21 protein-coding genes are annotated in these 26,345 nt (G+C 62.4%); 9 read left to right on the top strand and 12 right to left on the bottom strand.

Features of this window, described 5'->3' with window-relative positions:
- Window positions 1-68: 68 nt before the first annotated feature.
- Window positions 69-1,100, top strand: coding sequence for a LacI family DNA-binding transcriptional regulator (locus J2X76_RS14590; RefSeq protein WP_310217350.1), 1,032 nt, complete (start codon window positions 69-71; stop codon window positions 1,098-1,100).
- Window positions 1,101-1,250: 150 nt separating this feature from the next.
- Here J2X76_RS14590 and J2X76_RS14585 read toward each other — a convergent pair whose 3' ends face one another.
- From J2X76_RS14585 to J2X76_RS14550, 8 genes are all read right to left on the bottom strand, one after another.
- Window positions 1,251-2,783 carry an ABC transporter substrate-binding protein gene (locus tag J2X76_RS14585; protein WP_310217349.1) on the bottom strand — a complete coding sequence of 511 codons (1,533 nt, stop codon included), beginning with the start codon at window positions 2,781-2,783 and terminating at the stop codon, window positions 1,251-1,253.
- Between the two features lie 50 nt (window positions 2,784-2,833).
- Window positions 2,834-3,673, bottom strand: a complete 840-nt coding sequence (locus J2X76_RS14580) for an ABC transporter permease (protein WP_310217347.1) — start codon at window positions 3,671-3,673, stop codon at window positions 2,834-2,836.
- The gene (locus J2X76_RS14575; protein WP_310217344.1) at window positions 3,670-4,647 is read right to left on the bottom strand and encodes an ABC transporter permease; all 978 of its coding nucleotides are present in this window, start codon (window positions 4,645-4,647) and stop codon (window positions 3,670-3,672) included. Before J2X76_RS14575 ends, J2X76_RS14580 begins: the two co-directional genes overlap by 4 nt.
- A complete protein-coding gene (locus J2X76_RS14570) occupies window positions 4,644-6,350 on the bottom strand; it encodes an ABC transporter ATP-binding protein (RefSeq protein WP_310217342.1) in 1,707 nt (568 codons plus the stop codon). Before J2X76_RS14570 ends, J2X76_RS14575 begins: the two co-directional genes overlap by 4 nt.
- Before the next feature lie 11 nt (window positions 6,351-6,361).
- A complete protein-coding gene (locus tag J2X76_RS14565; protein ID WP_310217340.1) occupies window positions 6,362-7,255 on the bottom strand; it encodes a fructoselysine 6-kinase in 894 nt (297 codons plus the stop codon).
- A gap of 124 nt (window positions 7,256-7,379) precedes the next feature.
- Window positions 7,380-8,426: an SIS domain-containing protein gene (locus J2X76_RS14560; protein ID WP_310217337.1), complete on the bottom strand. Its 1,047-nt coding sequence runs from the start codon at window positions 8,424-8,426 to the stop codon at window positions 7,380-7,382.
- Window positions 8,427-8,449: 23 nt separating this feature from the next.
- Window positions 8,450-10,060 carry a hydantoinase B/oxoprolinase family protein gene (locus J2X76_RS14555; protein ID WP_310217336.1) on the bottom strand — a complete coding sequence of 537 codons (1,611 nt, stop codon included), beginning with the start codon at window positions 10,058-10,060 and terminating at the stop codon, window positions 8,450-8,452.
- Window positions 10,060-12,105, bottom strand: coding sequence for a hydantoinase/oxoprolinase family protein (locus tag J2X76_RS14550; RefSeq protein ID WP_310217334.1), 2,046 nt, complete (start codon window positions 12,103-12,105; stop codon window positions 10,060-10,062). Before J2X76_RS14550 ends, J2X76_RS14555 begins: the two co-directional genes overlap by 1 nt.
- Window positions 12,106-12,253: 148 nt before the next feature.
- Between J2X76_RS14550 and J2X76_RS14545 the strand changes: the two genes are divergently transcribed.
- A complete protein-coding gene (locus J2X76_RS14545; protein ID WP_310217331.1) occupies window positions 12,254-13,156 on the top strand; it encodes a LysR family transcriptional regulator in 903 nt (300 codons plus the stop codon).
- A 206-nt stretch (window positions 13,157-13,362) separates the two neighbouring features.
- On the opposite strand, the gene paoC is transcribed toward J2X76_RS14545, so the two are convergent.
- The 4 genes from paoC to J2X76_RS14525 form a co-directional block, all read right to left on the bottom strand.
- The gene (gene paoC, locus J2X76_RS14540; RefSeq protein ID WP_310217328.1) at window positions 13,363-15,561 is read right to left on the bottom strand and encodes an aldehyde oxidoreductase molybdenum-binding subunit PaoC; all 2,199 of its coding nucleotides are present in this window, start codon (window positions 15,559-15,561) and stop codon (window positions 13,363-13,365) included.
- Window positions 15,562-15,563: 2 nt separating this feature from the next.
- On the bottom strand, window positions 15,564-16,514 hold the full coding sequence (locus J2X76_RS14535) for a xanthine dehydrogenase family protein subunit M (protein WP_310217326.1): 951 nt from the start codon (window positions 16,512-16,514) through the stop codon (window positions 15,564-15,566).
- Complete coding sequence (gene paoA / locus J2X76_RS14530; RefSeq protein WP_310217324.1) at window positions 16,511-17,149, bottom strand: aldehyde dehydrogenase iron-sulfur subunit PaoA; 639 nt, start codon at window positions 17,147-17,149, stop codon at window positions 16,511-16,513. Before paoA ends, J2X76_RS14535 begins: the two co-directional genes overlap by 4 nt.
- Window positions 17,150-17,389: 240 nt before the next feature.
- Window positions 17,390-18,586 carry an MFS transporter gene (locus J2X76_RS14525; RefSeq protein ID WP_310218052.1) on the bottom strand — a complete coding sequence of 399 codons (1,197 nt, stop codon included), beginning with the start codon at window positions 18,584-18,586 and terminating at the stop codon, window positions 17,390-17,392.
- A gap of 147 nt (window positions 18,587-18,733) precedes the next feature.
- On the opposite strand from J2X76_RS14525, the gene J2X76_RS14520 reads away from it, so the two are divergent.
- From J2X76_RS14520 to J2X76_RS14490, 7 genes are all read left to right on the top strand, one after another.
- On the top strand, window positions 18,734-19,633 hold the full coding sequence (locus tag J2X76_RS14520; RefSeq protein ID WP_310217321.1) for a LysR family transcriptional regulator: 900 nt from the start codon (window positions 18,734-18,736) through the stop codon (window positions 19,631-19,633).
- 93 nt (window positions 19,634-19,726) lie between these two features.
- Window positions 19,727-20,737: a substrate-binding domain-containing protein gene (locus J2X76_RS14515; protein WP_310217319.1), complete on the top strand. Its 1,011-nt coding sequence runs from the start codon at window positions 19,727-19,729 to the stop codon at window positions 20,735-20,737.
- 38 nt (window positions 20,738-20,775) lie between these two features.
- The gene (locus J2X76_RS14510) at window positions 20,776-22,050 is read left to right on the top strand and encodes an extracellular solute-binding protein (RefSeq protein WP_310217316.1); all 1,275 of its coding nucleotides are present in this window, start codon (window positions 20,776-20,778) and stop codon (window positions 22,048-22,050) included.
- A gap of 177 nt (window positions 22,051-22,227) precedes the next feature.
- The gene (locus tag J2X76_RS14505; RefSeq protein ID WP_310217313.1) at window positions 22,228-23,079 is read left to right on the top strand and encodes a sugar ABC transporter permease; all 852 of its coding nucleotides are present in this window, start codon (window positions 22,228-22,230) and stop codon (window positions 23,077-23,079) included.
- A complete protein-coding gene (locus J2X76_RS14500) occupies window positions 23,076-23,948 on the top strand; it encodes a carbohydrate ABC transporter permease (RefSeq protein WP_310217310.1) in 873 nt (290 codons plus the stop codon). Before J2X76_RS14505 ends, J2X76_RS14500 begins: the two co-directional genes overlap by 4 nt.
- Window positions 23,949-23,961: 13 nt before the next feature.
- Complete coding sequence (locus J2X76_RS14495) at window positions 23,962-25,020, top strand: ABC transporter ATP-binding protein (RefSeq protein WP_310217308.1); 1,059 nt, start codon at window positions 23,962-23,964, stop codon at window positions 25,018-25,020.
- Window positions 25,021-25,039: 19 nt separating this feature from the next.
- Entirely contained in the window at window positions 25,040-26,302 is a 1,263-nt protein-coding gene (locus tag J2X76_RS14490) for an MGH1-like glycoside hydrolase domain-containing protein (RefSeq protein WP_310217304.1), read from the top strand.
- Window positions 26,303-26,345: the final 43 nt, after the last annotated feature.

The raw sequence follows: 26,345 nt of genomic DNA, 5'->3' as shown, positions 1-26,345 counted from the left end.
TCAATGTTTTTTTTGATGCATGTTTGGGGCATTGATCGCCGGAACGCCATGAACAGGGAAAAAGTCGAATGGATTCAACGACCGAAGAAGCACACCGCCAGACGCGGGTGACCATCCTCGACGTCGCGTCGGCTGCTGGCGTATCGAAATCCACGGTCTCGCGCATCCTCGATGAGCGACTTCCCCGCTCCGATAACGAAACGGCGCGCCGCGTCCGGAAGATCGCGGACGATATGGGTTATGTCCGGGATGTCTCCGCCGCGAGCCTGAGGCGCGGCAGTACGATGACCGTCGGGGTGATCGTGCCCCGACTGACCGATACCGTCATGGCAATGCTCTATGAATCCCTGGCAAAAGCGTGCAGCAAGAGCGGACGTTTCGCCATTGTCGCGACGACAGATGACAAACCCAAGGCCGACAGACTTGCGGCCGAGTCCCTTCTGAAACGAGGCGTTGACGGATTGATCTTTTCGACCGCGCGTGAGGATGACGATTTCCCGGACGAGCTGGTCGTCCGGGGCGTACCTTTTGTCCTGGCTCTGCGCACGGACGGGCGGAGCCTTTCTTCGGTTGGCGATGACCGGCTGGGTGGATATCTGGCGACGCGCCACCTCCTGGACCTCGGTCACCGCCGCATCGGCGTGATCGCCGGCCCGTCATATGCCTCAAGCTCGCTTGGGCGGGTCGAAGGCTACACACAGGCTCTGGAAGAGGCCGGGATCTCCGTTTGTCCGGATTGCATTATTCCGTCGACCTTCGGGATCGACGCTGGCGCAGATGCGGCCGAGCAACTGATGCGGTTGGAAGATCGCCCAACAGCGATCTTTGCCGTCAACGACAATACCGCGATCGGAGCTCTTTCCGGCCTCTCACGTCTGGGAATATCCGTGCCCAACGATGTTTCGGTCGTCGGATACAATGACATCCCCATTGTCAGCCATCTTCCGACCCCGCTTACGACATTGCGCGTCCCGTTCGAGCAGATCGCGTCGAACGCCCTGGATCTGCTGACGAACGGTGCGGTTTCCGCGGAGGATCGAATCCGTGTGTCGGCCCCGACACTCATCCCCCGAAAGTCTTCCGCCAAGGCCGTGCCTTGAAGGATGCCGAAGAGGACGCCCTGGCGGCTGAGCCGCGCTCAAACGGCGAGGAGGCGGGGCCCGTCTTCGGCATTTCCGCGGGGACGCATCGACACAGGCATCCCCGGCCGATTTTGAGTAAATCGGCCGGAAACCCGTTGGATGGACCAATCATTCCACTTCGACATTCTCGACGGTGATGCCCGACTGGAAGGTCAGGAAGCCCGGGATATTGGTGAAGCCCTTGACCTTCTTGCTGAGGCCGAAACTCTGGTCGCGCCACATCAGATAGACGAACGGCGACTGTTCAAGGGCGCGGTCGACGAACTGGCCGTAGATCTTCTCGCGCTCGCCGGCGTCGAGCGTGACGCGTCCCTTGTCCAGAAGGTCGTTGATCACCGTGTCGTTGAAATAGGCGGAGTTATTGAGCCGTACCAGCTGCTGACCGCCGTAGAAGAAGTTGCTGAGCCAGTCGGGGTCGGCGATGTCCCCGGCCGTGCCGGCGACCAGGAAGTCGTAGTCGCCGGCATTGTTCTTGGCGATACGGCCAGACCAGTCGGGAAGATCGAGCTTCGCCTTGATGCCGATCTTGGCAAGCTCGGCCTGGACGGCGACCGCGGTGTTGTTGTGGAAGCCATATTGCGAGGTGGAGAGCAGCCGGGCTTCGAAACCGTTCGGGTAACCTGCCTTGGCGAGCAGTTCCTTGGCCTTTGCGATGTCATATTTGAAGAAGTTCGCCTTGTCCTTCGAATACCCCATGTAACCTTCCGGGATCGCGACGCCGAACAGCGGCGTCCCGCGGCCGTTGAAGGCGGTGTTGATCACGGTCGCACGGTCAATTGCGTAAGAAATCGCCTGCCGCACTTCCGGCTTCGAAAAGGGCTCGAACTTGGTGTTGAATTGCAGCATCATGAACGGGCCGGTGGTGCTGGCCAGCTTCAGGTCCGAGCTGCCCTCGATCGAGGCGGCATCCTTCCACGGAACGTAGTCGATGATATCGACGTCGCCGGATTTCAGCGCGTTCACCCGGGTGTTTTCGTCGCCGTAGAAGACATAGTGCACGTCATCGAGATGCGGCTTGCCCTTCTTGTAGTAGCCATCGAACTTCTCGACCGTCAGCTCGCGGCCACGCTCCCAGTTGACGAACTTGAAGGGGCCGGCGCCGACCGGCGCCGCGTTTGGATCCGTGCCGTGCACCTTGATCCAGGCGGCCGGGATGATCGCCGATTCCGGAAGCGCCAGGTAGTGCACCAGCGGCACGAACGGCTTGGAAAGCACCAGCTTCACAGTCCTGGTATCAGGCGTCTCGATCGACTGGATGACGCCGAGTTCGTTCCGATAAGTCGCCTTGCTGTCCTTGGCGGTCATGCGCTCGATGGAAGCCTTGACGTCCGCCGACGTGACCGGAGAACCGTCATGGAACTTCGCGTCGCGCAGCTTGAAGGTGTAGTTGAGCGCATCCGGAGTGACGTCGTAGCTCTCGGCGAGCTCCAGCGAGAGCTTGCCGTCGGCGCCGTAGTTGAAGAGGCCGCGATGGATCGCAAGCCGGATGGTGCGTGCCGGCGTACCTGCGTTGATGGTGCTTTCCAGCGTCGACGGCTCGCCGGAAATACCGAAATAGAGTGTGCCGCCATCCGCAAACGCCTGCTGGGCGAAGACGCCAGACGCCAGGGCCAAGACGAGCCCGAAGATCTTCCTTTTCATGCTGTACCCCTTTTTTGCTTGTCTTTGTTGATGCGAAATTGCCATGTCCGTTACTCCTCCCTGAGACGTGGATCGAGAATGTCGCGCAGCCGGTCGCCCACCACGTTGATCGCGAGCACCGTCAGGGCGAGAAGAAGGGACGGCCAGATCACATACATCGGGTTCTGGCCGAGATAGCCGCGCGCGGTTCCGATCATCTGGCCCCAGGAGGGTTCCGGCGGCACGATGCCGAGGCCGAGGAAGCTCAGGCCGGATTCCAGGAGAATCGCGGCTGCGACCGTCAATGTCGCCTGTACCACCAGCGGCGACAGGATGTTCGGCAGGATGGCGGCAAAAACCACGCGGTGGACTGACGCGCCCATCGCATGTTCGGCCTCCATGAACTCCATGCGCGACACCTGCAGCGTCGCTGCATGTGCGACACGGGCGAAATGCGGGATGTAAAGAACTCCGATGACGACGGCGAGGCTGAAGATTCCGCTTTCCCAGAACCCCACCGCCAAGAGTGCCAGGAGGATGGGCGGGAAACTCAGCATGATGTCCACGCTGCGCATGATGAGGAATGCGATCAACGGCCGGCCATAGGCGCCCGCGATGCCGATCATGGTTCCGAAAACCCCGGCGATCACGGTCGCGCCGATCGCCACGAGCAAGGTCGGCTGGACCCCGATCAGCAGGCGGCTCAGCAGGTCGCGACCGAATTCGTCGGTGCCCAGCCAATGGGCAGCGGAACTGCCCTGATTGACCATCTGCGGATTGAGCAGGAACGGGTCCTGCGGGGCAAGCCAGCTGCCGAAGACGCCAATGAAGACGACCGCGGCAAGCAGGACGATGCTGGCAAGGAAGGATGGCTGGCTGCGGGTCGCGCGGAGAACTGCCTCGGGGATCACGAGCGTTTCCTCCGGATGCGCGGGTCGAGCAGGCTGTAGAGCAGCTCCACCACCAGGTTTATGAGGATGAACGCCGCAGCGATGGCCAGCATCGCTCCCTGGACCAGAGGATAGTTGCGCGCCGATACCGCGCCGACGAGAAGCGTGCTGAGGCCCGGCCAGTTGAACATGGCCTCGACGAGGACCGTGCCGCCCATGAGATTGCCGAGCTGCAGGCCGATGATCGTGACGATCGGGATCGCGGCATTGCGCAGCACGTGCTGCCAGATGATCCGCCGTTCGGGCATGCCCTTGGCGCGCAGTGCGCGAACGAAATCGCGACCGAGGATTTCCAGCACCGAAGAGCGCGTCATGCGAGCGATGGAGGCCGCCAGCCCCAGACCGAGAGCGAGCGCCGGCAAGGCCAGCTTGCGGAAATGCTCGAACACGTTACGCGAGATGTCCGTATAGCCGCTTGCCGGAAGCCAGCCGAGTTTCAGGCTGAAGAACAGCACCAGCAGCGTGCCCATGATATAGACCGGCACCGATATGCCGATCGTCGCGATCGAGGTCAGCACCGTATCGCGCATGCTGCCCCGCTTGAGTGCGGCGGCGATGCCGAGCGGAACGCCGATGAGCGCCGCAATGATGATCGCCGCGAATGCGAGCTCGAGCGTGCGCGGCAGGTTCTGCATCACGTAATTGGCGACCGGATAGCCGTTGGTCAGCGACTTGCCGAAATCGAGATGCAGCGCGTTCCAGAGCCAGACGAAATATTGCGAGAGCACCGGCTGGTCGAGGCCGAGCTGGCTGCGCATCGAGGCGATTGCCTCCGGCGACGGATTACTGTCGGCGCCGAGCAGCAGGAGCACGGGATCGCCCGGCATGATGTACATGACGGAGAAGATCAGCGTGGCGACGACGAGAAGCTGGATGAAGGCCGTGAGCAGCTTTCGCGTGGCAAGGAGCAGAACCCCAGCGACCGAGGCGTTCATGAGGCCTCCTTTTCGCTGCGCATCGAACCGATGGTCGGCACGGCATCCAGCAACATGCGGGTATAGGGCTCCTTGGGATTGCCGAAAATCTCGGCTGCGGGTCCGTATTCGACGATCCTGCCCTTCTGCATGACCGCGACCGTGTCGCTGACATGTTCGACCACGGAGAGATCATGAGAGATAAAGAGGTAGGTCAGGTCGAACTCCGCCTGCAGGTCCTTGAGCAGGTTCAGCACCTGGGCCTGGACCGAGACGTCGAGGGCGGAGACCGCTTCGTCGCAGATCACGAGCGAAGGATTGAGGGCGAGCGCACGCGCGATGGCAATTCTCTGCCGCTGCCCGCCCGAGAATTCATGCGGATATTTCTGGGCCGCCGTGGCGGGCAGGCCCACGGCTTCGAGCAGCGAGCGGACCCGCCCTTGACGGCCCGCCGCATCGCCATCGGCGAAGATCACCATCGGCGCCTCGACGAGCTGGGCGACCGTCTGGCGCGGGTTGAGCGAACCGTAAGGGTTCTGGAAGACCATGGCGATCTCGCGCCGGAAAGGCCGCATCTCCTTGTCGGAAAGCCCGGCAATATCCTTGCCCTTGAACAGGATCTGGCCGGAATCGGGCTTGTAGAGACGGATGACTGCGCGTGAGAGCGTGCTCTTGCCGCAACCGGATTCGCCGACGAGGCCAAGCGTCGTGCGCGGCGCGACCGACAGGCTGACGTGATCGACGACACGCATCTCGACCGGCATGGCGAGAGGCGCAGGCTTGACCCAGTAGGATTTGCAGAGGTCGCGGATTTCGAGAAGCGGCCGATGATCTCCTTCCGCCGGCATCGGCCCCGCGGATGCGGGGCGGGGACGCGGTTCCGGCCGGACGCTGCTTACCCTGCCCGACGGATCGCGCTCGATCACGGGCAGCCGTTCGGCACCGCGGCCAAGTGACGGCATGGAATCGATGAGGGCCCTGGAGTAATCGCTCTGCGGAGCGGCGAAGAGATCGGCGGTCGTCCCGTCCTCCATCTTGTCGCCGGCATACATGACCACGACCCGGTCGGCGACCTCATAGATGACGCCGAGATCGTGGGTAATCAGCAGGATCGCGGCACCAACTTCGTCGTTCAATTCGCGGAGCAGTTCGAGCACCTGCTTCTGCACCGTGACGTCGAGCGCGGTGGTCGGCTCGTCGGCGATGATGATGCGCGGCCGGCAAGCGACTGCCATCGCGATCATGATGCGCTGGCACTGGCCGCCGGACAGTTCGTGCGGATAGGAACGCATGGCGCGGTCGGGATCGGGGATCAGGACCTTTTCCAGCAGTGCGCGAGCCTTCCTGCGTGCATTCGCGCGGCCGATGGGCTCATGCAGAAGGATCGCCTCGACGATCTGGTCGCCGCAGGGAAAGATCGGATCAAGCGACGCCATCGGATCCTGGAAGATCATGGCGATATGGCGCCCGCGCAGCTTGCGCAGGTCCGCCGTCGGCAGCTTCAGGATGTCGATGCCGTCCACCAGAACCTCGCCGCCGGTGACCACCGCGTTCGGCGGCAGGAGCCCCATCACGCCGAGCGAGGTGATGGTCTTGCCGCTGCCGCTTTCACCGACGAGCCCGAGGATTTCGCCCGGCCGGATCGTGAAATCGATATTGCGCACCGCGGATTTCAGCCCGGCACCGGTCTTGAAGGCGATCGAGAGGTTTCTGACTTCGAGCATCCAGGCTCCTCTCAGACCTGTTCGTTGGGGGTGATTTGAGCGGCATGGCCGAATGCGCCGTCGAGCCCGCAGATTTCGGCTGCAAACTGGCTGCCCTTTTCCATGGCGATCGCGATGGTGTCGGCGGAAGGCCGGGTGCCACGCGTCCAGCCCGCTGCAAGCAGCGAAAGGAGCGTCGCCGTAATGAACGCATCGCCGGCGCCGAGCGTGTCGACGACATTGGCGGGCTTCGGCAGGACCGAAACGAAGTCTTCGCCGTTATAGGCCGTGGCGCCTTCCGGTCCAAAGGTCGCCAGGGCAAGGCCGCAGCCGTTGGAAACGGCTTCGCGCAGGGCTGCAAGACCGCGTTCGCGGCCCACATCGCCGGCCGAAAGCGCTGCGAAATCAAGATGCGGCGTTACCGGTCCGATCAGATCGTCCACCTGCCAGCGATAGGAAAAGTCATAGGAGAACAAAGCACTTGCGTTCCTCAATGCCGCCAGGTGCGGATTGAGATGGCTGTAGCAGCTCGTGTGGACGAGGCGGAAACCGGCGATATAGTCGAGATCGGCTTGGCTTGGCTTGAAGGGATTTTCCCGCGCGACACCACCCTTGTTGGAAAACACGAATTCGCGGTTTCCATCAACGACGCGCACATCCGCATGGCCGTTCTCGCCTTCGAAAATCCGGCAGAGCGTCGTTGGAATGGCCAGTTCTTCGAGAGTTGAGCGCACGTGCCGAGCGGCCGCATCCGTGCCGAACGTCCCGAGAAAGGCCGCGTCCGCGCCGAGCATCCTGGCATAGGCCGAAAAATTAAGCGCATTGCCCCCCGGATACATCTTACCCGTATGCAGATAACGGTCGACGACATTGTCGCCCAGTCCGAGGACCTTGAAGCCCGAATATGTCCTGTCCGGCGTCATCATTCCCCGAGCGCCTTCCCTGTCTTGCGGTGCCGAGACGGGTAGGACATCCGCCGATCGCGCAGCCCGACCCGGGGCGAAACTCTCACGCCCGGATAAAGCGTTATGTCGGCGGATGTCTTCGTCATCAGTAGTCGACTTTCCACATGTAGCGGCGCACGCTGAGCGGATGCTCGCGCAGGACCGAAAGCGTGTGCGCGAACCAGTACCAGGTGACGCCGATCACGAAGGGAGACAGCAGCGGCGAGACATCCTCGTAGCGGCCGGCATCGAAGGTGATGATCTTGTCCGTGACGCGGCGGGTGAACTTCAGCGCCCGCTGGTCGATCTTGCGGTTCTCGCCGTTGTCCATCAGGAAAACGTATGCCATGTCCGGATCGGCGACTTCGAACGGACCGTGGCGGAACTCGCCCGAATGGATGTCCGACGCGTCGAGCCACAGCATCTCGTTGAAGATGCAGATCGAGTACTGGTAATTCAGCGCCGACAGAATGCCGCTCGAAAGAACGTAGTAGATGTTCTCGTCCTTGTAGCGGCGGGCGAGTTCCATGCCGCGCTCGCGCTCGGCATTCTTGATGTCGTGCAGTTTGGCCGGCATCGCTTCAAGATCGGCGATGAGCTGGGTGCCGACCGGATTGCCGAGGCGCTTCAGGAAATGGGCGGCGAAGAGATAGGCGATCATCGTCTTCGGCATGCCCGGCAATTCCTTGCTATAGGGCAGCAGGTAATCGCAGATCCTGGCAAGGCCGCTGTCGTGGCCGGAGGTCAACGCCACGGTCACGGCGCCGGTGGTCTTCGCCCAACGGGCGGCGACGACGGTGTCCTCGGTCTCGCCGTTATGGGAGGTGAGGAGCACGACGGCCTTTTCATTGACGGGCTTCGGGCGGCGCGTTTCGAGTTCCGTCGAGTTGATGCGCTCGATCCTGAGGTCGCAATATTTGTCGAGAATGTATTTGACCGGCTCGATGTACGAGTTCGACCCGCCGGCACCGACGAGATAGATGGAGTCGATCTGGCGAGAAGAGAAGATTTCATCGACCAGTTTTTCGGCCACCGGATTGCCATCCCGGAAGGTCATCTCCAGGACGCCCTTCAGATAGTCGCCTTCGAGGTAGTTCGGGTTCGGAGCGGACTTGATCTGTTCGTCGCTCGGCGTCAGGTTTTCGAGAGCCATGTTATTCATTCTCCAAAGGGAATTCAGGAAGCACGGCCGAAGCCACCGCCGCCCGGCGTTTGCAGGAACAGGCTGTCCCCGCGGTTCATCAGGATGTTGGTGATCGAGATGTCGTATTCCTTGACCGTCCCGTCGGCATTCGCGAACTTCAGCCGCGCGACCTCGCCCTGACCGCCGCCGAAGACGCCGTCAGCCGGGGTGCGCAGCCCTTCGCAGGATGCATTCGCCCGGACTCCATCCGTCATCGCGACCACTTCGCGGACGATGCCCATGCCGCCCATCGTCTGGCCTTCGCCACCCGAGCCGGTAGCGAGCGCATAACGGCGCACCATGAGCGGATATTCGATTTCAAGCGCTTCGGCCGGCAGGTTGGAGGTATTGGTGATGTGCACCTGAATGCCGTTCATGCCGTCATGGTCGAGACTTGCGCCCGCGCCGCCGCCGACGGTTTCGAGGTAGACGAAACTGCCTTCGCGCGTCTTGTGCGGACCGAAAAAGATCATCGTCGCGTTCATGTCGGCCGAGGAGGCGAAAACCTTCTCTCTCGGCAGCACGTCGGCAAAGGCCTGGAAAATGGCACGGACGACACGCTGGCAGCTGGTCGAGCGGATGCCCACGGCAGCCGGGAATTTCGGACGCACCAAGGTGCCCTCTTCCGCAACGATCGTCACGGGAAGCGCCATACCCTCGTTCGGTGGCAGCGACGGATCGAGCAGCGCCTTGATGGTGTAGTAGCAGGTGGCATCGAGAGCGGTCTTGGGAATGTTGACCGCACCTCGCGCCTGAACGTCTGTTCCGGTGAAATCGAAGGTGATGCCGTCGCCCTCGACCTTGATCGCCACCTCGATGCGGCAGGGTTCGTAACCGACGCCGTCGCCGTCGATGAAGGCTTCGCCCCTGTAGATGCCGTCGGGAAGATCGCCGATGCGCTTGCGCAGGCGGCTTTCCGAATAGGCGATCAGGTCGTCGATTGCTTTTTCGACCGTGGCGATGCCGAACTGCTCGGCGAGCGCCACGAGCTTGCGCTGGCCGATCTCGTTGGTGGCAATCTGTACCTTGAGGTCGAGGATACGTTCCAGCGGATCGCGGCTGTTGGTGCTGATCAGCTTGACGATCTGCTCGTCCAGCACGCCCTCGCGGGCGATCTTCAGCACCGGAATGCGTATGCCTTCCGCGAAGATGCTGGTCTGGCTGGGATCGCAGGAGCCCGGAACCCCGCCGCCGACATCGGAATGATGGCCGAGATTGGCGGCGAAGAAGCAGAGCCGACCCTCGTAGAAAACGGGCGTCAGGATGGAGATATCCGGCGTGTGCGAGCCGCCCGCAAGATAGGGATCGTTGCAGATGAAGGCATCGCCCGGCCTGATATCCTCAAGCCTGTAGTTCTCGAGAACCGCCGCGACGCCGCCCTGAAGCGAGCCAAGATGAACCGGGATATGGGACGCCTGCACGATCAGCCGTCCGCGTCCGTCGAAGAGGCCGACGGAGCAGTCCTTGCGTTCCTTGATATTGGTCGAGAAGGACGAGCGCACGAGGCTGAGGCCCATTTCGTCGGTAATAGACATGAACCGGTTGGAGTAGACCTCCATCTCGATGGCGTCGAATTCGCGCGGCGGTTTGACGTGCTGCAGCATCACGCACGGTCCTTCACAAAGCTGAGGATGATGTTGCCATAGGCGTCGACGACGCCCGACTGCCCGGGAAGGACATAGCTGGTCGAGGTCAGTTCTTCGATGATCGCGGGGCCGGAGAACTTTTCGCCCTGCGGCATCGCAGCCCGCTTGTAGACCGGGACGATCCGCCATCCGGCCTGCGGATCGATATAGACTTCGCGCTCGCCGACGATCGCGTCCTTCATCGTGCCGGCAGCACTTGCGACCGTCTGGAGCGGCCGGCCCGCGTGACCGATCGCCTGGACGCGCAGGTTGACGATCTCGACGGGATGGTCGTCCAGCGCATAACCGTAGACGACGCGATGGGCTTCCGCGAACCGGACGGCAAAGTCTTCCGCGGTGGAAAGAATGCCCTCGACGCGGATTTCATGGTTCTGGCCGGCATAGCGGGCCTCGGCGATGTGCTGGAACGCCCGTTTCCCGTCCGGAATGGTTTCCGCTTCAAGCCAATCCCTGGCCTGTATTTCGAGGCCTTCGACTGCCGATGTGATATCGAGCCAGGCCTCCCCCTCAGCGCGCTTGATCTGTGTCGAGACGAAGTCGCGGGTCACGTCGGACAGAAGCACGCCGCGGGCGCACATTGTGCCGGGAGATTCGGGAATGATGACAGTGTTCAGACCGGTTTCTGCGGCGACCAGCGAAGAATGAAGCGGGCCGGCGCCGCCGAAAGCCATCAGCGCGAAGGATTTGATGTCATGCCCCTTGTCCATGGAGACCGCCCGGATGGCACGCGCCATGTTGGCGACCGCGATGCGGATGATGCCCCATGCCGTATCTTCCACCGAACGGCCGATCCTCTCCGCCACGGCGCCGACCGCCTTGAGTGCCGCCTCGCGATCGACGGGCATGGCGCCATCGAGAAGCGCGACCGGATTGAGCCGCTGCAGGACGATATTGGCGTCGGAGATGGTCGCGTCCGTTCCGCCCTTGCCGTAGGCGGCAGGTCCCGGAACCGCGGCGGCACTCTGCGGGCCGACCTTCAGGCCGCCGGCATCGTCGAGCCAGGCGATCGAGCCGCCGCCGGCACCGATGACGTTGACGTCGACCATCGGGCAACGGATGGAATAACCGGCCACGTCGCGGTCGGTGGAATAGGCCGGCTTGCCGTTGGCGATCAGGGCGACGTCGGTGGAGGTACCGCCGACGTCATAGGTGATGATGTCGGGGAAGGACGCCGCCTTGCCCACCAGAGACGCACCGACAACACCGGCCGCAGGCCCGGAGAGGCAGGTTCTGACCGGATAGTTGCGCGCCGTCTCGGTGGACATCAGGCCACCGTTGGAATGGATGGTATAGGGCTTTGCCTCGACGCCGGCCTTGCGCGACCGCGTCATGAACCGGTCGAGATAACCATCCATGCGCGGCATCAGGTAAGCGTTCATGACCGTGGTCGAAAGGCGCTCGTATTCGCGGAATTCCGGCAGGACATCGCTCGACAGCGAGATGAAGACATCCGGCAGGTGCCTGCGGATGATTTCGGCGGCACGCCGCTCGTGTGCGGGATTGCGATAGGAATGCAGGAAGCCGATCGCGACGGCTTCCACGCCCTCTTGTTTGAAGCGCTCCGCAGCGGCTTTGACGCCCGCTTCGTCGAGCGGCACGATGACTTCGCCGGTTGGGCCGAGACGTTCCGCCACTTCGAGACGCAGCGGACGGACAACCAGCGGGTCGGGCTTTCGAACGCTCATGTCGAACAGATCGGGGCGGGTCTGACGGCCAATTTCCAGCACATCACGAAAGCCCTCGGTGGTCAGCAGGCCTGTCTTTCCGCCGCGGCGCTCGATGACCATGTTGGTTGCGACCGTCGTGCCATGACCAAAATGGACTACGTCGGAGGCCTGAAGGCCGCGCTCGGCAAAACCGGCAATACCGGTCTCGATCGCTTCGGACGGATCATGAGGTGTCGAGGACACTTTGAAATGACGCATGTTTCCGGTCTCGTCATCGAGGACCGTGAAATCCGTAAAGGTTCCGCCGACATCGATGCCGACCCTGATATTGCCCATGATGCTCTGGTCTTTTGCGCTGTGGCACCGGCTTCACGCCGCCGCCTTGCCTGTCATGAGGGCTATCTAAAATTGACTCCTCAAGCTTGTAAAATTCAATTATTCAAGCTTTCCATTCCAAAATGGAATGTTCGTGGAGAGCGACATCATGCGGCGGATCAAGCTCAGGCATCTGGACACACTGGCAGCTTTCATGAAGACCGGCTCGGTGACCGAAGCGGCGCTTGTGCTGCACACCACCCAGCCGAATGCCAGCAAATCTCTCAAACAGCTGGAGGATTTCGCCGGCGTAAAGCTCTTTGAGCGAAGCGCCGGGCGACTGCGCCCGACGCCGGAGGCCGAGCTGCTTTTCTCCCATGCGGCGCGCCTGATGGATGAACTGACGGTCTTCGAAAACCTGTCGCTCGACCTCACCGCCATGACGCAGGGCTATGTCAATATCGGTATATTGTCAGCCTTCAGCACGGCCCTTATCCCGATGGCAGTCGAACGCTTCAACAATCTCTATCCCGGGATTCAGGTTCAGGTGGATCTGCTCGATTCCGATAAGATCCACCCTTATGTCAGCCGCGGCAATTATGATTTCGGCCTGGTGCATCATCCCGAGCACGAGACCGACCTGATGACCCAGACCCTCAAGACCTCATCCATGGTCTGCATCATGCCGCCCGACCACCCGCTGGCGAGACATCGCATCGTGCTGTCAAGCGATATCGCCGACCAGCCCTTCGTCACCTATCCGCGCTCCGTCCCCTTCGGCGCGGCAATCTTCCGCTCGCTCTCGGATGAAGGCGTAAAGCCATCGAACACCCTCATCTCAAATCAAAGCCAGCTCATCCGGCGCCTGGTCGAGAGGGGGCGCGGTGTAGCTCTGGTCGACCACTTCTCCGTTTGGGACGCCAACGAGCTGGATCACATCGTGGTGCGACAATTCGAGCCACGCATACCGGTATCTGTCGGCATGATCATCCCGAAGCGAAGGCCCCTGTCGCTTGCCGCGCAGACGTTCGTGAGCACGCTCAAAGACGTTCTCGACCAGGATCCCAGTTAGACAAAGATCGCCATGGGATGTGCTCGACCGTCGCGGAATTGTCCCCCCGCGATCCTCGCGCGCCGATGATGACGCGGCATGAAAGGCGAGGAGGTATCCGGCATCGGCGGAAATGAATGGCCTCGAGGAGATACGAACGGGCGATCCACCGTTCGACCGCCTCCGGAAGCCCGTGAGCCGATATTCGACGTGATCAGCGCCTTCGCCTACGCGACCTCCGGCAGCTCGTCGATCAGCTTGTCGAGTGTTATCGGATAGTGCCTGACCCGGATGCCGGTCGCGTTGTAGATGGCGTTGGCGATCGCTGCGGACACCCCGCAAAGACCAAGTTCGCCCACCCCCTTGGCCTTCATCGGCGACGACATCGGATCCGCCTCGTCCATGAAGATGACGTCCTGGTGCGGGATGTCGGCGTGCACGGGCACCTCGTATCCGGCAAGGTCATGATTGACGAAGAAGCCACGACGTGTGTCGACGGCAAGTTCCTCCGACAGCGCGCCGCCGGCTCCCATGGTCATGGCGCCGATGACCTGGCTGCGGGCGGTAATCGGGTTGAGGATGCGGCCTGCCGCGCAGACGGCAAGCATGCGGCGGATGCGGGTTTCGCCTGTGGCCGCGTCGACGCCGACCTCGACGAAATGAGCGCCGAACGTCGACTGCTGATGCGTCTTGGTCAGATCGCCCCACTCCATACTGTCTTCGCCAACGAGACCATCCTCGCCAGCCGCGTCGGTGAGCGCGACTGAACGGTTGCCGGAGCGGACCTGCCCGTTCTCGAACACGACCTCGTCGGAGTTGAAGCCGAGTTTGCTCGCGACCGCCTCCCGAAGTTTCACGCAAGCGGCATAGACGCCGGAGGTCGAAGAATTTGCCCCGAACTGTCCGCCGGATCCCGCCGACACGGGGAAGCGCGAATCTCCGAGCTGCACCGCCACCTTGTCGATGCTGACGCCCATCATTTCCGCAGCCGTTTGGGCAATGATCGTATAGCTGCCCGTGCCGATGTCGGTCATATCGCTTTCGACCGTGACGACGCCATCGCGGTCGAGCTTCACACGCGCGCCCGATGGCATCACCAGGTTGTTGCGGAAGGCGGCGGCCACACCCATGCCGACGAGCCAGTTGCCTTCCCTGCGCGATGCGGTTTTCCGACGCTCGCTCCAGCCGAACCGCTCGGCACCGAGGGTCAGGCAACCATTGAGGTTACGTTGGGAGAAACGCCGTTCCGGATGCTCCGGATCGACCTGCGTGTCGTTGATGATGCGAAACTGGATCGGGTCCATTCCGACCTTCTCGGCCATCTCGTCGATGGCGATCTCAAGCGCCATAAGGCCGGGAGCCTCTCCCGGCGCCCGCATGGCGTTGCCTTCCGGAAGATCGAGCGTAGCGAGATGCATCGCCGTCATCCGGTTCGCACCCGCATAGAGCAGCCGCGTCTGGTTGACTGCGGTCTCTGGCCCGCCGCCGGGAAGGTCGCCCGACCAGCTCTCGTGCGCGATCGCGGTAATGTGGCCATCGTGGTCGGCGCCGATACGGATACGCTGAATGGTCGCCGGACGGTGAGTCGTGTTGTTGGGCATCAACGGGCGCGGCAGGGCCACCTTGACCGGACGACCGACCGCCTTCGATCCGAAGGCTGCCAGAACGGCATCGGCACGCAGAAAGAGCTTGCCGCCGAACCCGCCGCCGACAAAGGGCGACATCAGATGCACATTGTCCTTGTCGATCCCAAGGGTGGTTGCCAGATCGGTTCGCCACCAGTCGACCATCTGGCTCGACGTCCAGACGGTCACTTCCTCACCATCCCAGGTAGCGATGGAGGCATGCGGCTCCATCATCGAGTGGGATTGATCCGGCGTCGTGTAGGTTTCGTTCAGGGTGATCGGTGCGGATTTGAAGGCAGTTTCGAAATCGCCGATCGCGGTTTCGGGTTCGGTGGATTCGTCCGGCTTTCTGGCGGATGCCATGGAGGCGCGAAGATCGAAACTTCCAGCTTCCTCTTCGTAATCTGCCTTAACCAGCGCCGCGGCAGCTCTTGCCTGTTCGAACGACTGCGCAACGACGACGGCGATGGCCTGGTGGTAGTGCTGGATCTCGGCGCCGCCGAACAGCTTAGCGGTATTGAACTTGCCCTTCTTCCGGTCGCCGACATCGAGCGTCGTGACGACGGCCAGGACGCCTGGGGCCTTTTTCGCGGCGGTCGTGTCGATGGACTTCACCCTGCCTTTGGCGATGGCGGAGCCAACGGGATAGCCGTAGAGGTAAGGCGTGTTCTGGTCATGCCATTCGTAGGCATAGATCGCCCGGCCGGTTGTCTTTAGCTCGCCGTCAATGCGTTGGATCGGCTTGCCAATCACCTTGAGCTGGTCGATCGGATTGGTCGTTGCTGGCTTGTCGAACTTCATGATTACCCCCTGGCCTCGGCGATGACCGCGCCGAGCGTGCGCTCGACAAGATCGACCTTGAAGCGGTTCTGGGCGGTCGGTCGCGCATCCGCCATCAGGACGGCGGCGGCGGCCTTGGCACCGTTTTTCAGTTCCCTGTCTGCGTTTTCGATGCGCCAGGGCTTGTGAGCGACACCGCCGAGAGCGATAGAACCTGTTCCATCCGGATGGATGACCGCCGCCACGGAGACGAGAGCAAAGGCGTAGGACGCGCGGTCTCTCACTTTCCTGTAGATATGCCTGCCGCCGACCGGTGGCGGAAGGACGACGGTGGTGATGAATTCGCCGGCTTCGAGAACAGTCTCGATGTGCGGTGTTTCGCCGGGCAGACGGTGAAAGTCTGCGATCGGGATCGCACGCGTCGTACCGTCGGACTTCACCGTCTCGACGACGGCGTCCAGCGCGCGCATCGCGATCGCCATGTCGCTCGGATGGGTGGCGATGCAAGCATCGCTCGTTCCAACCACCGCGTGCTGGCGGGTAAAGCCGCCGATCGCCGAACAGCCGCTGCCGGGCTGGCGCTTGTTGCAGGGCTGGTTCGGATCGTAGAAGTACGGACAGCGCGTCCGCTGAAGGAGGTTTCCGGCGGTCGTCGCCTTGTTGCGAAGCTGGCCCGACGCACCTGCCACAAGCGCGCGGGACAGGAGGCCATAGTCCCGGCGCACCCTCTCGTCTGCGGCCAGGGCCGTGTTTCTGACGAGAGCGCCGATCCTGAGACCGCCGTCCGGCGTCGGGTCTATCTTGTCGAGGCCAAGACCGTTCACATCGATCAGATGGGTCGGATGTTCTATCTCCAGTTTCATCAGGTCGAGGAGGTTGGTGCCGCCGGCGATGAACTTCGCGTCCGGGTTGGAAGCAGCTGCCTTTACTGCGGCTTCGACGGAAGGGGCGCGTTCGTAGGTGAAGGCTTTCATGCTTGGACCCCTCCGACTTCCGAGATGGCTTCCATGATGTTGGAGTAGGCCCCGCATCGACAGATGTTGCCGCTCATGCGTTCGCGCACCTCGGCGGCGGTGAGCTTGACCGCTCCCGTCAGATCGCCGGTGACGTGGCTGGGGATGTTCGCCTTGATCTCTTCCAGCACCGCGATGGAGGAACAGATTTGGCCGGGGGTGCAGTAGCCGCACTGGAAGCCGTCGTGCTTGACGAAGGCAGACTGCATGGGATGGAGGTCGCCGGGCTGACCGAGGCCTTCGATCGTGGTGATCTTCTCGCCCTCGTGCATGACCACAAGCGTCAGGCAGGAGTTGATGCGATGGCCATTGACAATGACAGTGCAGGCGCCGCACTGGCCATGGTCGCATCCCTTCTTCGTTCCGGTCAGGTGCAGGTGTTCCCGCAGAGCGTCGAGAAGCGTCGTCCTGTTGTCGACTTCCAGTTCCCGCCGCTCGCCGTTGATGGTGAGCGCCACAGGCGTTGTGAAATTCATGTCATCTCCCCCGGATTGGGCAGCCGCGCTACCGACGGCGGTCCCCGTGACCACGACGGTGGCAGCAGAGGATATAAGAAGCTCCCGACGAGAAAGTTCCAGTTGGCTATAGTTCGGCATTTCCGCTCCCTTTTCAGTGACGAGGAATGGGATCAAGGCTGGAAGGCTCTTGTGGGAGCCGTGGAGAATTGGCGATCTGGCCGGTGACGATTAGGTGCGATTTTTCGCATGAAGTTATCGGCTGAGTTCATAAATGGACGCGAGCGCCGGGCTTCCGCCAACATGCACAGGATCCGGCCGCGGTTTGCAGCGGCGCGCTCGCTTTGCATACGACTGCAATTTCTCCCGTGTTCGTCGTCGTCAAGGATGTCCTCGGCGCAGCGAGGCGGCGGCCGAAAGCGCGAGCATGGCCGATCCGCCGAGTAGGCATGCGCCAAGAACAAATGGCGCCCACCAGCCTGCCCCATCGTAAAGCAGGCCGCCGCCAAAGGCGCCGAAGGTGATGGCGAACTGAATCAACGCGACCTGCAGTCCCCCTCCGGCCTCAAGGTCGCCCGGAATGACCCTGGTCATCCAGGTGTTCCACGAGACCGGGATCGGGGTCGTCAGGAGCCCCCACAATATCAGCAGTCCTGCCACGGGGATGGAATACGGTCCCAGGACGATCAAAAGCACGGCGATGACAGCCAGCATGGCCGGCAGTCCGACCAAGACCGCACCCAACCGCGATCGAAGTGCAAATCCCACGACGGATGTTCCGACGAGGCCCGCCAGGCCCAGGGCGAGCAACGCGGCTGAAAGAGTGGTGACCTTCAGCCCCGTCACGTTTTCGAGGAAGGGCCGCAGATACGTGTAAACCGAGAACTGCCCCATGAAGGCAAGCGTTGTCGCCGCCATGCCGAGCGCAAATACGCGGTTGTTGAGAAGGGCGAACATCCGGCCGACGGACGTCGCTTCCCGGGCAGGCATGCGAGGAAGGACTGCGAGTTGCCAAGTCATGGCAAGGACGCCGATCGGCACGACGATGAAGAACGCTCCCCGCCAACCGACGATCCCTCCGAGAAAACTGCCGAGAGGTGCCGCGATGACCGATGCGAAAGCCGTTCCCCCCTGCAACATCGCGATCGCCTTGGGCAGATCCTCGCTAACCACAACGCGGGCAAGGATCGCCGTCGACAGCGACCAGAAGCCGCCGATCGATATCCCGATCAAGGCACGTCCGACCATGAACAGGAAATAGTTCGGGGCAAAGGTGACGGTAAGGCCTGAAGCAACCAGCAACCCTGTGTAAATCAAGACCACCGTCCGGCGATCAAACCTCGCCAGCAAGACATTGCCGAACAGGCTGGTGAGAACGGCAAAAATCCCGGAGATCGAGATTGCTTGTCCGGCCTGACCTTCGCTGATCCCGAGATCAGCGGCAATCGGCGTCAAGAGGCTGACCGGCATGAATTCCGAGGCGACCAGAACGAATGTCAGGAGAGAGAGGCAGAAGACGGCGCTCCAGGCGCTCGGTGCCCTCGCCAGATCGGTATCGTACGCGGTTTCCGAAGTCAGATATCCTTGGTTTCGGGAGGGCGCGCGGCGATTGCCACCGCGCACGCCGGGACTTCACGACTTATTTAGCGATCGACGATTTTAATGATTAGCCACAGCAATCCACAAAGAGTTATCGATCTGTGACATAAATTATTGGAGGCGTCGGTGGATCGCAAAAACCTGAATGACATGTTGTGGTTTCTGGCGGTGGCTGAGGAAAAAAGCTTCACGAAGGCGGCGGCCAAGTTGGGCACCTCTCAATCGACCCTCAGTCACACGATCAAGCATCTTGAAGCGCGCCTCGGGCTGCGCCTGTTAACGAGAACCACGCGCAGTGTCTCGCCCACGGAAGCGGGCGAACGCCTCCGACGTGCCTTGGCACCCCGCATCCATGACATCGAGTGTGACGTCGACGCTCTGATGGAGATACGCGACAAACCTTCCGGCACCGTGCGGATCAGCCTCTCGGACCATGCGATGGAATGGATCGTCTGGCCGAAACTCAAACCGGTCATCGCGTCCTATCCTGACATCCACCTGGAGCTGAACATCGACAACGGCTTCCGCAACATCGTGGAAGAGCGGTTCGATGCCGGCGTTCGGCTTGGTGAAAGCGTCGACAAGGACATGATCGCCGTCCGCATCAGCCCCGACTGGCGGTTGGTCGCGGTGGCGTCGCCCGGCTATCTGAAAAGTCACCCCGCACCTCAGACACCACAGGACCTCGTTCAGCACATTTGCATCAACCATCGCCAGTCACGCTCCGGCGGTCTCTACGCGTGGGAATTCGAAAAGGACGGACGGCAGTTGAGGGTGCGCGTGGAGGGCCAGTTGACCTTCAACTCATCCCTGGCGATGGTCGACGCTGTCCTCAGCGGCATGGGCGTCGGCTATATCCCGGAGAGCCTGGTAGAGACGCAGGTGGCTTCGGGCCAATTGGTGCGGCTGCTCGATGAGTGGTCGCCGAAATTTTCGGGATATCACCTTTATTATCCGAGCCGGCGGCAGGCCTCGCCGGCATTCACGGTCATCGCCAACGCGCTTCGCAACCTTGGCACCGCCTAAGGGCCGTTGAACAGAGGAATCCGTATCCAAAACGTTTTGGCTTGACTCCCAAAACGTTTTGGAGAATCCTTTCGTCACTTCGGGAGGAAGATCTTGGCCAATCTCAAACAGCTCGCGCAATCGCTCGGTCTGTCGATCACCACGGTATCGCGTGCGCTCGACGGTTATGCCGACGTCTCCTCCGCCACCCGCGAGCGGGTTCGTGAGGCTGCGGAGAAAGCAGGCTACCGCCCCAATGCCTCGGCAAGGCGTCTGCGCAGACAGCGCGCAGAACTCGTGGCCGTTACGCTGCCCAGCGACCCTGGTCATATTGGTCCTCCCCACTTCCTCGACATGCTGTCCGGCTGTGCCGAACATCTTGCGGCCGCCGGCCTCAATCTGGTGATCGCGCCGGTGCCGCGTGGCGAGAGCGAGCTCGAAATCTGCCGCCGCTTCGTCGATGGCCGCCGTGTCGATGCGATGCTGCTGGTGCGGACCAAGCGGCGGGACGAGCGGGTGGAGTTTCTGCAGTCGCGCGGCATTCCCTTCGTTACCAATGGCCGGACCGAAAGCGCCGTGCCGCATCCGTTCATCGACGGCGACGGCTTTTCCGGGTTTCACGCCGCGACGCTGCGCTTCCATGCGGCAGGCCATCGGCGGATCGGTCATATCGCCGGGCCGCAGGAATATTACTTCGCACATGTCCGCCGCCGCGGCTGGCAGGCCGCGATGGAGGAATGCGGGCTCGCGACCGACCTCTGCGCCGAAGGAGCGCCGCTGGAACAGGGCGGTTATGTCGCCGCACTCGAACTGCTGCGCCGGCCGTCGCGGCCGACGGCGCTTGTCTGCGCCACCGACGAAATGGCGATCGGTGCGCTGAGGGCGCTGCGCGAAGTCGATGGCGGCAACCACATCAGCATCCTCGGCCATGACGATCTGCCGATGGGCGCCTTCACCAGCCCGCCACTCTCGACCATGCGCATGACTGGCCAAAACCTCGGCGCCAGCTTCGCCTCGCTTTTGCTGCGCGCCATCGCCGGAGAGCCTGCCGAAGAACTCCAGGAGCTCCACGCGGTCGAGTTCGTCGACCGCGACAGCCATCGCCGCCCGCCATTGGCGGCATAGACGTGCAGCCGAGACAAAGAACAATGAAGGAGGAGAAGATGAAACGTATCGTGTCACTTACAATTCTGGCTTCGACAGTGATGGCGTTCGCCTCGCCGGTGCTGGCCCAGACGGTTTTCGTATCCACCCAGCTCCGCCCGATCGAGGAGGCGACCGTGGTGCGGCAGGACCTTTTGAAGGAGGCCGGCAAGGTCGATTACGTGGTCGAGGAACCGCCGCAGTTTGCGGTGCGCATGGAGGCCGAAGCCCAGGCCGGCAAGCACACCGTCAGCCTTGTCGGCGCGCTGCATGGGGAACTTTCGCCACTCGCCGACAAGGGCCAGCTCGAACCGCTCGACGATCTTGCCAAGAAGCTCGCCGCCGGCGGCATGCCGCAATCAGTTCTTGATCTCGGCAAGCTCGGCAAGCCCACGCAGCAGTACATTCCGTGGATGCAGGCGACCTATGTCATGGCTGCCAAGAAGGAAGCCCTGCAATACCTGCCGAAGGGGGCAGATATCAATGCGCTGACCTACGACCAGCTGATCGAATGGGGCAAGACCATGCAGCAAGCCACCGGTCAGCCGCAGATCGGCTTCCCCGCCGGTCCCAAGGGCCTGATGGCGCGTTATTTCCAAGGATACTTCTATCCGTCCTTCACCGGCGGCGTGGTCCGCACCTTCAAGAACGCCGATGCCGCGGCCGGCTGGGAAAAGCTGAAGGCGCTCTGGGCCTATGTCACCCCAAACTCCACCGGTTACGACTTCATGCAGGAGCCGCTGGCCTCAGGCGAAGTCATGGTCGCATGGGACCACGTCGCCCGCCTGAAAAACGCCATCTCCGCTTCACCGAATGACTATGTCGTGTTCCCGGCTCCGGCGGGCCCCAAGGGCCGCGGCTACATGCCGGTCCTCGCCGGCCTTGCGATCCCCAAGGGCGCCCCGGATGCCGCAGGCGCGACAAAGGTCATCGAAACCCTGACGACGCAGAAGACACAGCTGCTGACTGCTTCGAAGGTCGGTTTCTTCCCCACCCTCAACGTCCAGCTGCCGCCGGACCTCGACAAGGGCGTGGCGCTTCTCGCCGGTGCGGTGACCAGGACCCAGGGTTCCAAGGACGCCCTGATCTCGCTTCTGCCGGTCGGCCTCGGCGACAAGGGCGGCGAGTTCAACAAGGTCTACATGGACGCCTTCCAGCGGATCGTGCTGCAGAACGAACCCATCGCCGATGTGCTCGCCAAGCAGGGCACGGCCATGACGAAGCTGATGACCGATGCCAAGGCGCCCTGCTGGGCTCCGGACGCCAAGAGCGACGGTGCTTGCCCCGTTCAATAAGGGCTACCCCGAAACCTTCCGAAGGCGGTGGCGTCCGGGCGAAGACCCGGACGCCTAACCGAACGAGGCGGAGCGGAAGTGGGGCACCGGCTCCCCTCCGTCGGGAGTAAGGAGCGCGGTCTAGAGGAGCAAGTCGATGTATGTTCAATTCCTAAAGCCCTGTCGCGAGCGCGATCGATGACCCAAAACCGGCCCTGGATCCCCTATCTGCTGATCCTGCCCTCGGTCGCTTTTCTGGCGCTGCTCTTCGTGGTGCCGCTGGTGCAGACGATCTGGCTTGCGGTTTCCGACAACGGCGTACCGTCTCTGGCGAATGCCGAGCGCATGGTGACCGACATCAATTTCAGCCGCTCGGTCAAGAATACCTTTCTTCTGACGATCGTCGTCGTGCCGGTGCAGATCGCCATCGCGCTCGCCATGGGCACCATGGTCGCCAAGATCGGCCGTGGCCGCGAGACCATTCTCTGGATCTGGACGATCCCGCTCGGGATTTCCGATCTCGCTGCCGGCCTCGTCTGGCTGTCGATCCTGCAGAATACCGGCTATTTTAACTCCCTCCTCTTCGGCCTCGGCGTCATCGGCCGGCAGGCGAGCTGGCTGTCCTACCAGACGCCGGTAGCGCTTTTCATTGCTATCGCTATCGCGGAAATCTGGCGGGGTACCGCGATTGTCATGGTCATCATCGTCGCCGGCCTCAACCAGGTGCCGAAGGAATTCAGGGAGGCTGCCGAGATTTTTGGCGCAGGTCCCTGGACGCGCTTCTGGCGCATCACCCTGCCGCTGATCCGCCCGGCGCTGCAATCGGCGCTGATCCTGCGCACGGTGCTCGCCTTCGAGGTATTCGCGGTGGTCTATGCGCTGGGCGGGCGCAATTTCCCGGTCCTCGTCGGCGAAGCCTATAACTGGCAGAACCAGAACCAGAATTACAGTGTCGCCGCGGCCTATGCGGTGCTGATCATGATCATCTCGCTTGCCGCCACCCTCATCTATCTGAAGGCCCTGAAGGTCGATCCGGAGCGCCTGCCATGAGTACCGAGCCGATCACCACGCAAACTATTGGCCCGGCCGAGGCCGCCTCCCGCCCGGCAAGCTTCGCCTCGTCCCGCCGCTGGCTCCTCTGGAGCGGCATTGCCGCGCTCTGCGCCTGGGTCCTGGTGCCGATCTATCTCGTGGCGCTCGGTGCGCTCGGAGGCCGCCAGGGCGTCTATATCTGGCCGAAGACGGGCTTGCCCACCGGCATTTCGCTGGAGCCCTTCATCCTCTTCCTGAAAACCGAGGGCGTCGTCCAGTCCTTCCTGAATTCGCTCGGCGCCGCGGGCATCACGGTGGCGCTCTCGATCCTGCTCGGCGCGCCGGCGGGTTATGCGCTGGCGCGCTACGATTTCCGCGGCAAGGACAGCTACCGGCTCCTTGTCCTGCTCACGCGCGCTTTCCCGCTGGCGATCCTGGCGTTGCCGCTCACCGTCTCCTTCATCCGGCTGGGGCTCTACGATACCATCGTCGGCGTTGGTCTCATCCACACGGTGCTGGCGCTGCCGTTTGCAGCGCTCGTCACCCAAGGCATCTTCCTCGGCGTCCCGAAGGAGCTCGAAGAGGCCGCCTGGGTGTTCGGCTGTACCCGCGTCCAGGCGTTTTTCAAGGTGGTCGCTCCCCTGGCGCTGCCCGGCATCGTTGCCACCGCCGTCTTCGCCTTCGTCATCTCGTGGAACGAGGTGTTCGCCGCCTCCGTGCTGACGGTGCGCAACCGCACGCTGACGGCCTATCTGCTGACGGTGCTTTCGGAAAGCCCGATGCATTACCGCTTCGCCGGCGGCCTGATGCTCATTCTTCCTTCCGTTGTCTTCATCTTCGCGGTCAGGCGTTACCTCTTCGCGATCTGGGGCATCTCCTCCAAATAACGGGACCATCGACATGGCCAATATTGTCATCGACCGCATCCGCAAGAGTTTCGGTGCTTTCCAGGCGCTGAAAGAGGTCTCGCTGACGATCAACGACGGCGAGTTCGTATCGCTGCTCGGGCCCTCGGGCTGCGGCAAGACCACGCTTCTGCGCATCATCGCCGGTCTCGAGACCGCGACCTCGGGCGATGTGCGCATCGCCGACAGATCGGTGATCGGCCTAGCGCCCAAGGATCGCGGGCTTGCCATGGTCTTCCAGAACTACGCAGTCTTCCCGCATATGACGGTCTACGAAAACGTCGCCTTCGGCCTGCGCATGCAGAAGGCCGACGCTGCGCGGGTCAAGACCCAGGTGGAAAAGGCTGCCGGCCTGCTGCATATCGAACAACATCTCGACCGTTATCCGAACAAGCTTTCCGGCGGCCAGCGCCAGCGCGTCGCCGTCGCCCGCGCGCTGGCCGTTGAGCCGAAAGTGCTCTTGATGGACGAACCGCTTTCCAATCTCGACGCGCTGCTGAGGCTCGAAATGCGCACCGAACTGAAAACCGTGCTGCAATCGGCAGGCACGACGACGATCTACGTCACTCACGACCAGACCGAGGCGATGGGCCTTTCGGATCGCATCGCCGTCATGCACAATGGCGTGGTCGAGCAGGTCGGCCATCCGGTTGAAATCTACAATCATCCGGCCACCCGGTTCGTTGGCGGTTTCATAGGCAACCCGCCGATGAACTTCATCAAGGTGCCTGTCTCGGACGGCCAGGTTGCAGCAGGCGCAGAACAGCTCGCCGCGCCGAAGGACGTCGGCAACGAGATAGTCCTCGGCCTGCGCGGCGAGGCTGTCGAACTGGAGCCGTTGCCGCAGGGGCTCGAGATGAAGGTGCGGGTCGCCGAGCCGATGGGGTCGCACCTGCTCCTGACAGGCTCGATTCACGACCAGCCCGTGCGGGTCATCCTGCCGGCATCGGAAACCGTCAGAAGCGGAGATACGATCGGCCTGAAGCTCGACCGCAAGCGCATTACCTGGCTTTCACCCGAAAGCGGCAAATCCTTTCCGGCCACCCTGGCCTGAGCATACCGGAGTACCCAACATGAACGTGCATATCACCGAGGCGAAGCGCATCCTCGTCGCCAACGACCGCGGCGGCTACACGGTGCCGACCGACCGGCTCTACCCCTTCCAGTGGAATTGGGACTCCGCCTTCGTCGCCATGGGGTTTGCCCTTTATGACACCAACCGCGCCTATCGCGAACTGGAGCGGCTGATCGAGGGGCAGTGGGCGGACGGCATGATCCCGCATATCATCTTCCATCAGCCGAGCGACACCTATTTCCCCGGTCCCAACGTCTGGCGCACCCGCCATACGATCCCGACCTCGGGCATCACGCAGCCGCCGGTCTTTGCGATCGCGCTGCGCAAGGTTTTCGAGGCAGCCGGCAACGGTGGGCAGGTCCGCGCCCTGCCTCTCTACGAAGCAGCGCTGAAATGGCATCGCTGGTGGTATTCCGCGCGCGATCCGGAGGGCACCGGTCTCGTCGCGCTCCTGCATCCCTGGGAGAGCGGCAGCGACAACTCCCCGGCCTGGGATATCGCGCTCGCCCGCGTGCCGACCACGACCGACACCCCGGTGATCCGCAAGGATACCGGCCACGTGAACGCCTCGATGCGGCCGCGCGACGAGGATTATAGCCGCTTCATCCATCTGGTCGATACCTATGCCGCCTGCGGCTGGGATCCGGCGAAGCAATGGGAAAAGGCGCCGTTCAAGGTCGCGGAGATCCAAACGACGGCGATCCTGCTGAAAGCCGGCGAAGACCTCGAACATCTCGCCCGCGAATTTGGCCGCAGCGAAGACGTGGAGGAAATCGCCGCCTTCAACGAACTCAGCCGCAAGGCGATACTCGCGCAGTGGCGCCCCGGGCTGTCGCGTTTCGTGTCCCGCGACCTTGTCTCCGGCGACGATGTCGAGGCCGCCACCCAGGCCGGCTTCATCCCCCTCCTCTCGCTCGATCTCGACAAGGATATCGCCGGCGCACTGGTCGATGAAATGAGAGCCTGGTCGAAAGGTCTCAAAGTCACGTTCCCGACCACCAAGCCGGGCATTGCAAGCTGGGAGCCGAAGCGTTATTGGCGCGGCCCCTCCTGGGCAATCATCAACTGGCTCCTGATCGACGGCCTGAAGCGCAACGGTCATCCGGAAGCGGCGGAGGAATTGCGCAAGTCGACGGTCACGGCGATTGAGAGGGAAGGATTCGCCGAATATTTCGATCCGCTGACAGGCGAAGGATGCGGAGGCCTCGGCTTCTCCTGGACCGCCGCTGCGTATATGTGGCTGATGAGGAGCAGCCATTGAGCCGCGACGTACCGCGGTTTGGCCGGAGAACTTCAGTGCGAAC

This window comes from Neorhizobium sp. 2083 (genome assembly GCF_031455615.1).
Taxonomy (GTDB): Bacteria; Pseudomonadota; Alphaproteobacteria; order Rhizobiales; family Rhizobiaceae; genus Neorhizobium.
Note: the sequence above shows the minus strand (reverse complement) of the source record. Positions and strands in the feature narration are given on the sequence as shown.

Coding starts and splice junctions, on each gene's coding strand:
- J2X76_RS14505 (WP_310217313.1), top strand. CDS start 22,228: ATGACCCAAAACCGGCCCTGGATCCCCTATCTGCTGATCCTGCCCTCG.
- J2X76_RS14555 (WP_310217336.1), bottom strand. CDS start 10,060: ATGCTGCAGCACGTCAAACCGCCGCGCGAATTCGACGCCATCGAGATG.
- paoA (WP_310217324.1), bottom strand. CDS start 17,149: ATGCCGAACTATAGCCAACTGGAACTTTCTCGTCGGGAGCTTCTTATA.
- J2X76_RS14495 (WP_310217308.1), top strand. CDS start 23,962: ATGGCCAATATTGTCATCGACCGCATCCGCAAGAGTTTCGGTGCTTTC.
- J2X76_RS14545 (WP_310217331.1), top strand. CDS start 12,254: ATGCGGCGGATCAAGCTCAGGCATCTGGACACACTGGCAGCTTTCATG.
- paoC (WP_310217328.1), bottom strand. CDS start 15,561: ATGAAGTTCGACAAGCCAGCAACGACCAATCCGATCGACCAGCTCAAG.
- J2X76_RS14565 (WP_310217340.1), bottom strand. CDS start 7,255: ATGATGACGCCGGACAGGACATATTCGGGCTTCAAGGTCCTCGGACTG.
- J2X76_RS14535 (WP_310217326.1), bottom strand. CDS start 16,514: ATGAAAGCCTTCACCTACGAACGCGCCCCTTCCGTCGAAGCCGCAGTA.
- J2X76_RS14575 (WP_310217344.1), bottom strand. CDS start 4,647: ATGAACGCCTCGGTCGCTGGGGTTCTGCTCCTTGCCACGCGAAAGCTG.
- J2X76_RS14560 (WP_310217337.1), bottom strand. CDS start 8,426: ATGGCTCTCGAAAACCTGACGCCGAGCGACGAACAGATCAAGTCCGCT.
- J2X76_RS14500 (WP_310217310.1), top strand. CDS start 23,076: ATGAGTACCGAGCCGATCACCACGCAAACTATTGGCCCGGCCGAGGCC.
- J2X76_RS14510 (WP_310217316.1), top strand. CDS start 20,776: ATGAAACGTATCGTGTCACTTACAATTCTGGCTTCGACAGTGATGGCG.
- J2X76_RS14550 (WP_310217334.1), bottom strand. CDS start 12,105: ATGGGCAATATCAGGGTCGGCATCGATGTCGGCGGAACCTTTACGGAT.
- J2X76_RS14590 (WP_310217350.1), top strand. CDS start 69: ATGGATTCAACGACCGAAGAAGCACACCGCCAGACGCGGGTGACCATC.
- J2X76_RS14570 (WP_310217342.1), bottom strand. CDS start 6,350: ATGCTCGAAGTCAGAAACCTCTCGATCGCCTTCAAGACCGGTGCCGGG.
- J2X76_RS14490 (WP_310217304.1), top strand. CDS start 25,040: ATGAACGTGCATATCACCGAGGCGAAGCGCATCCTCGTCGCCAACGAC.
- J2X76_RS14585 (WP_310217349.1), bottom strand. CDS start 2,783: ATGAAAAGGAAGATCTTCGGGCTCGTCTTGGCCCTGGCGTCTGGCGTC.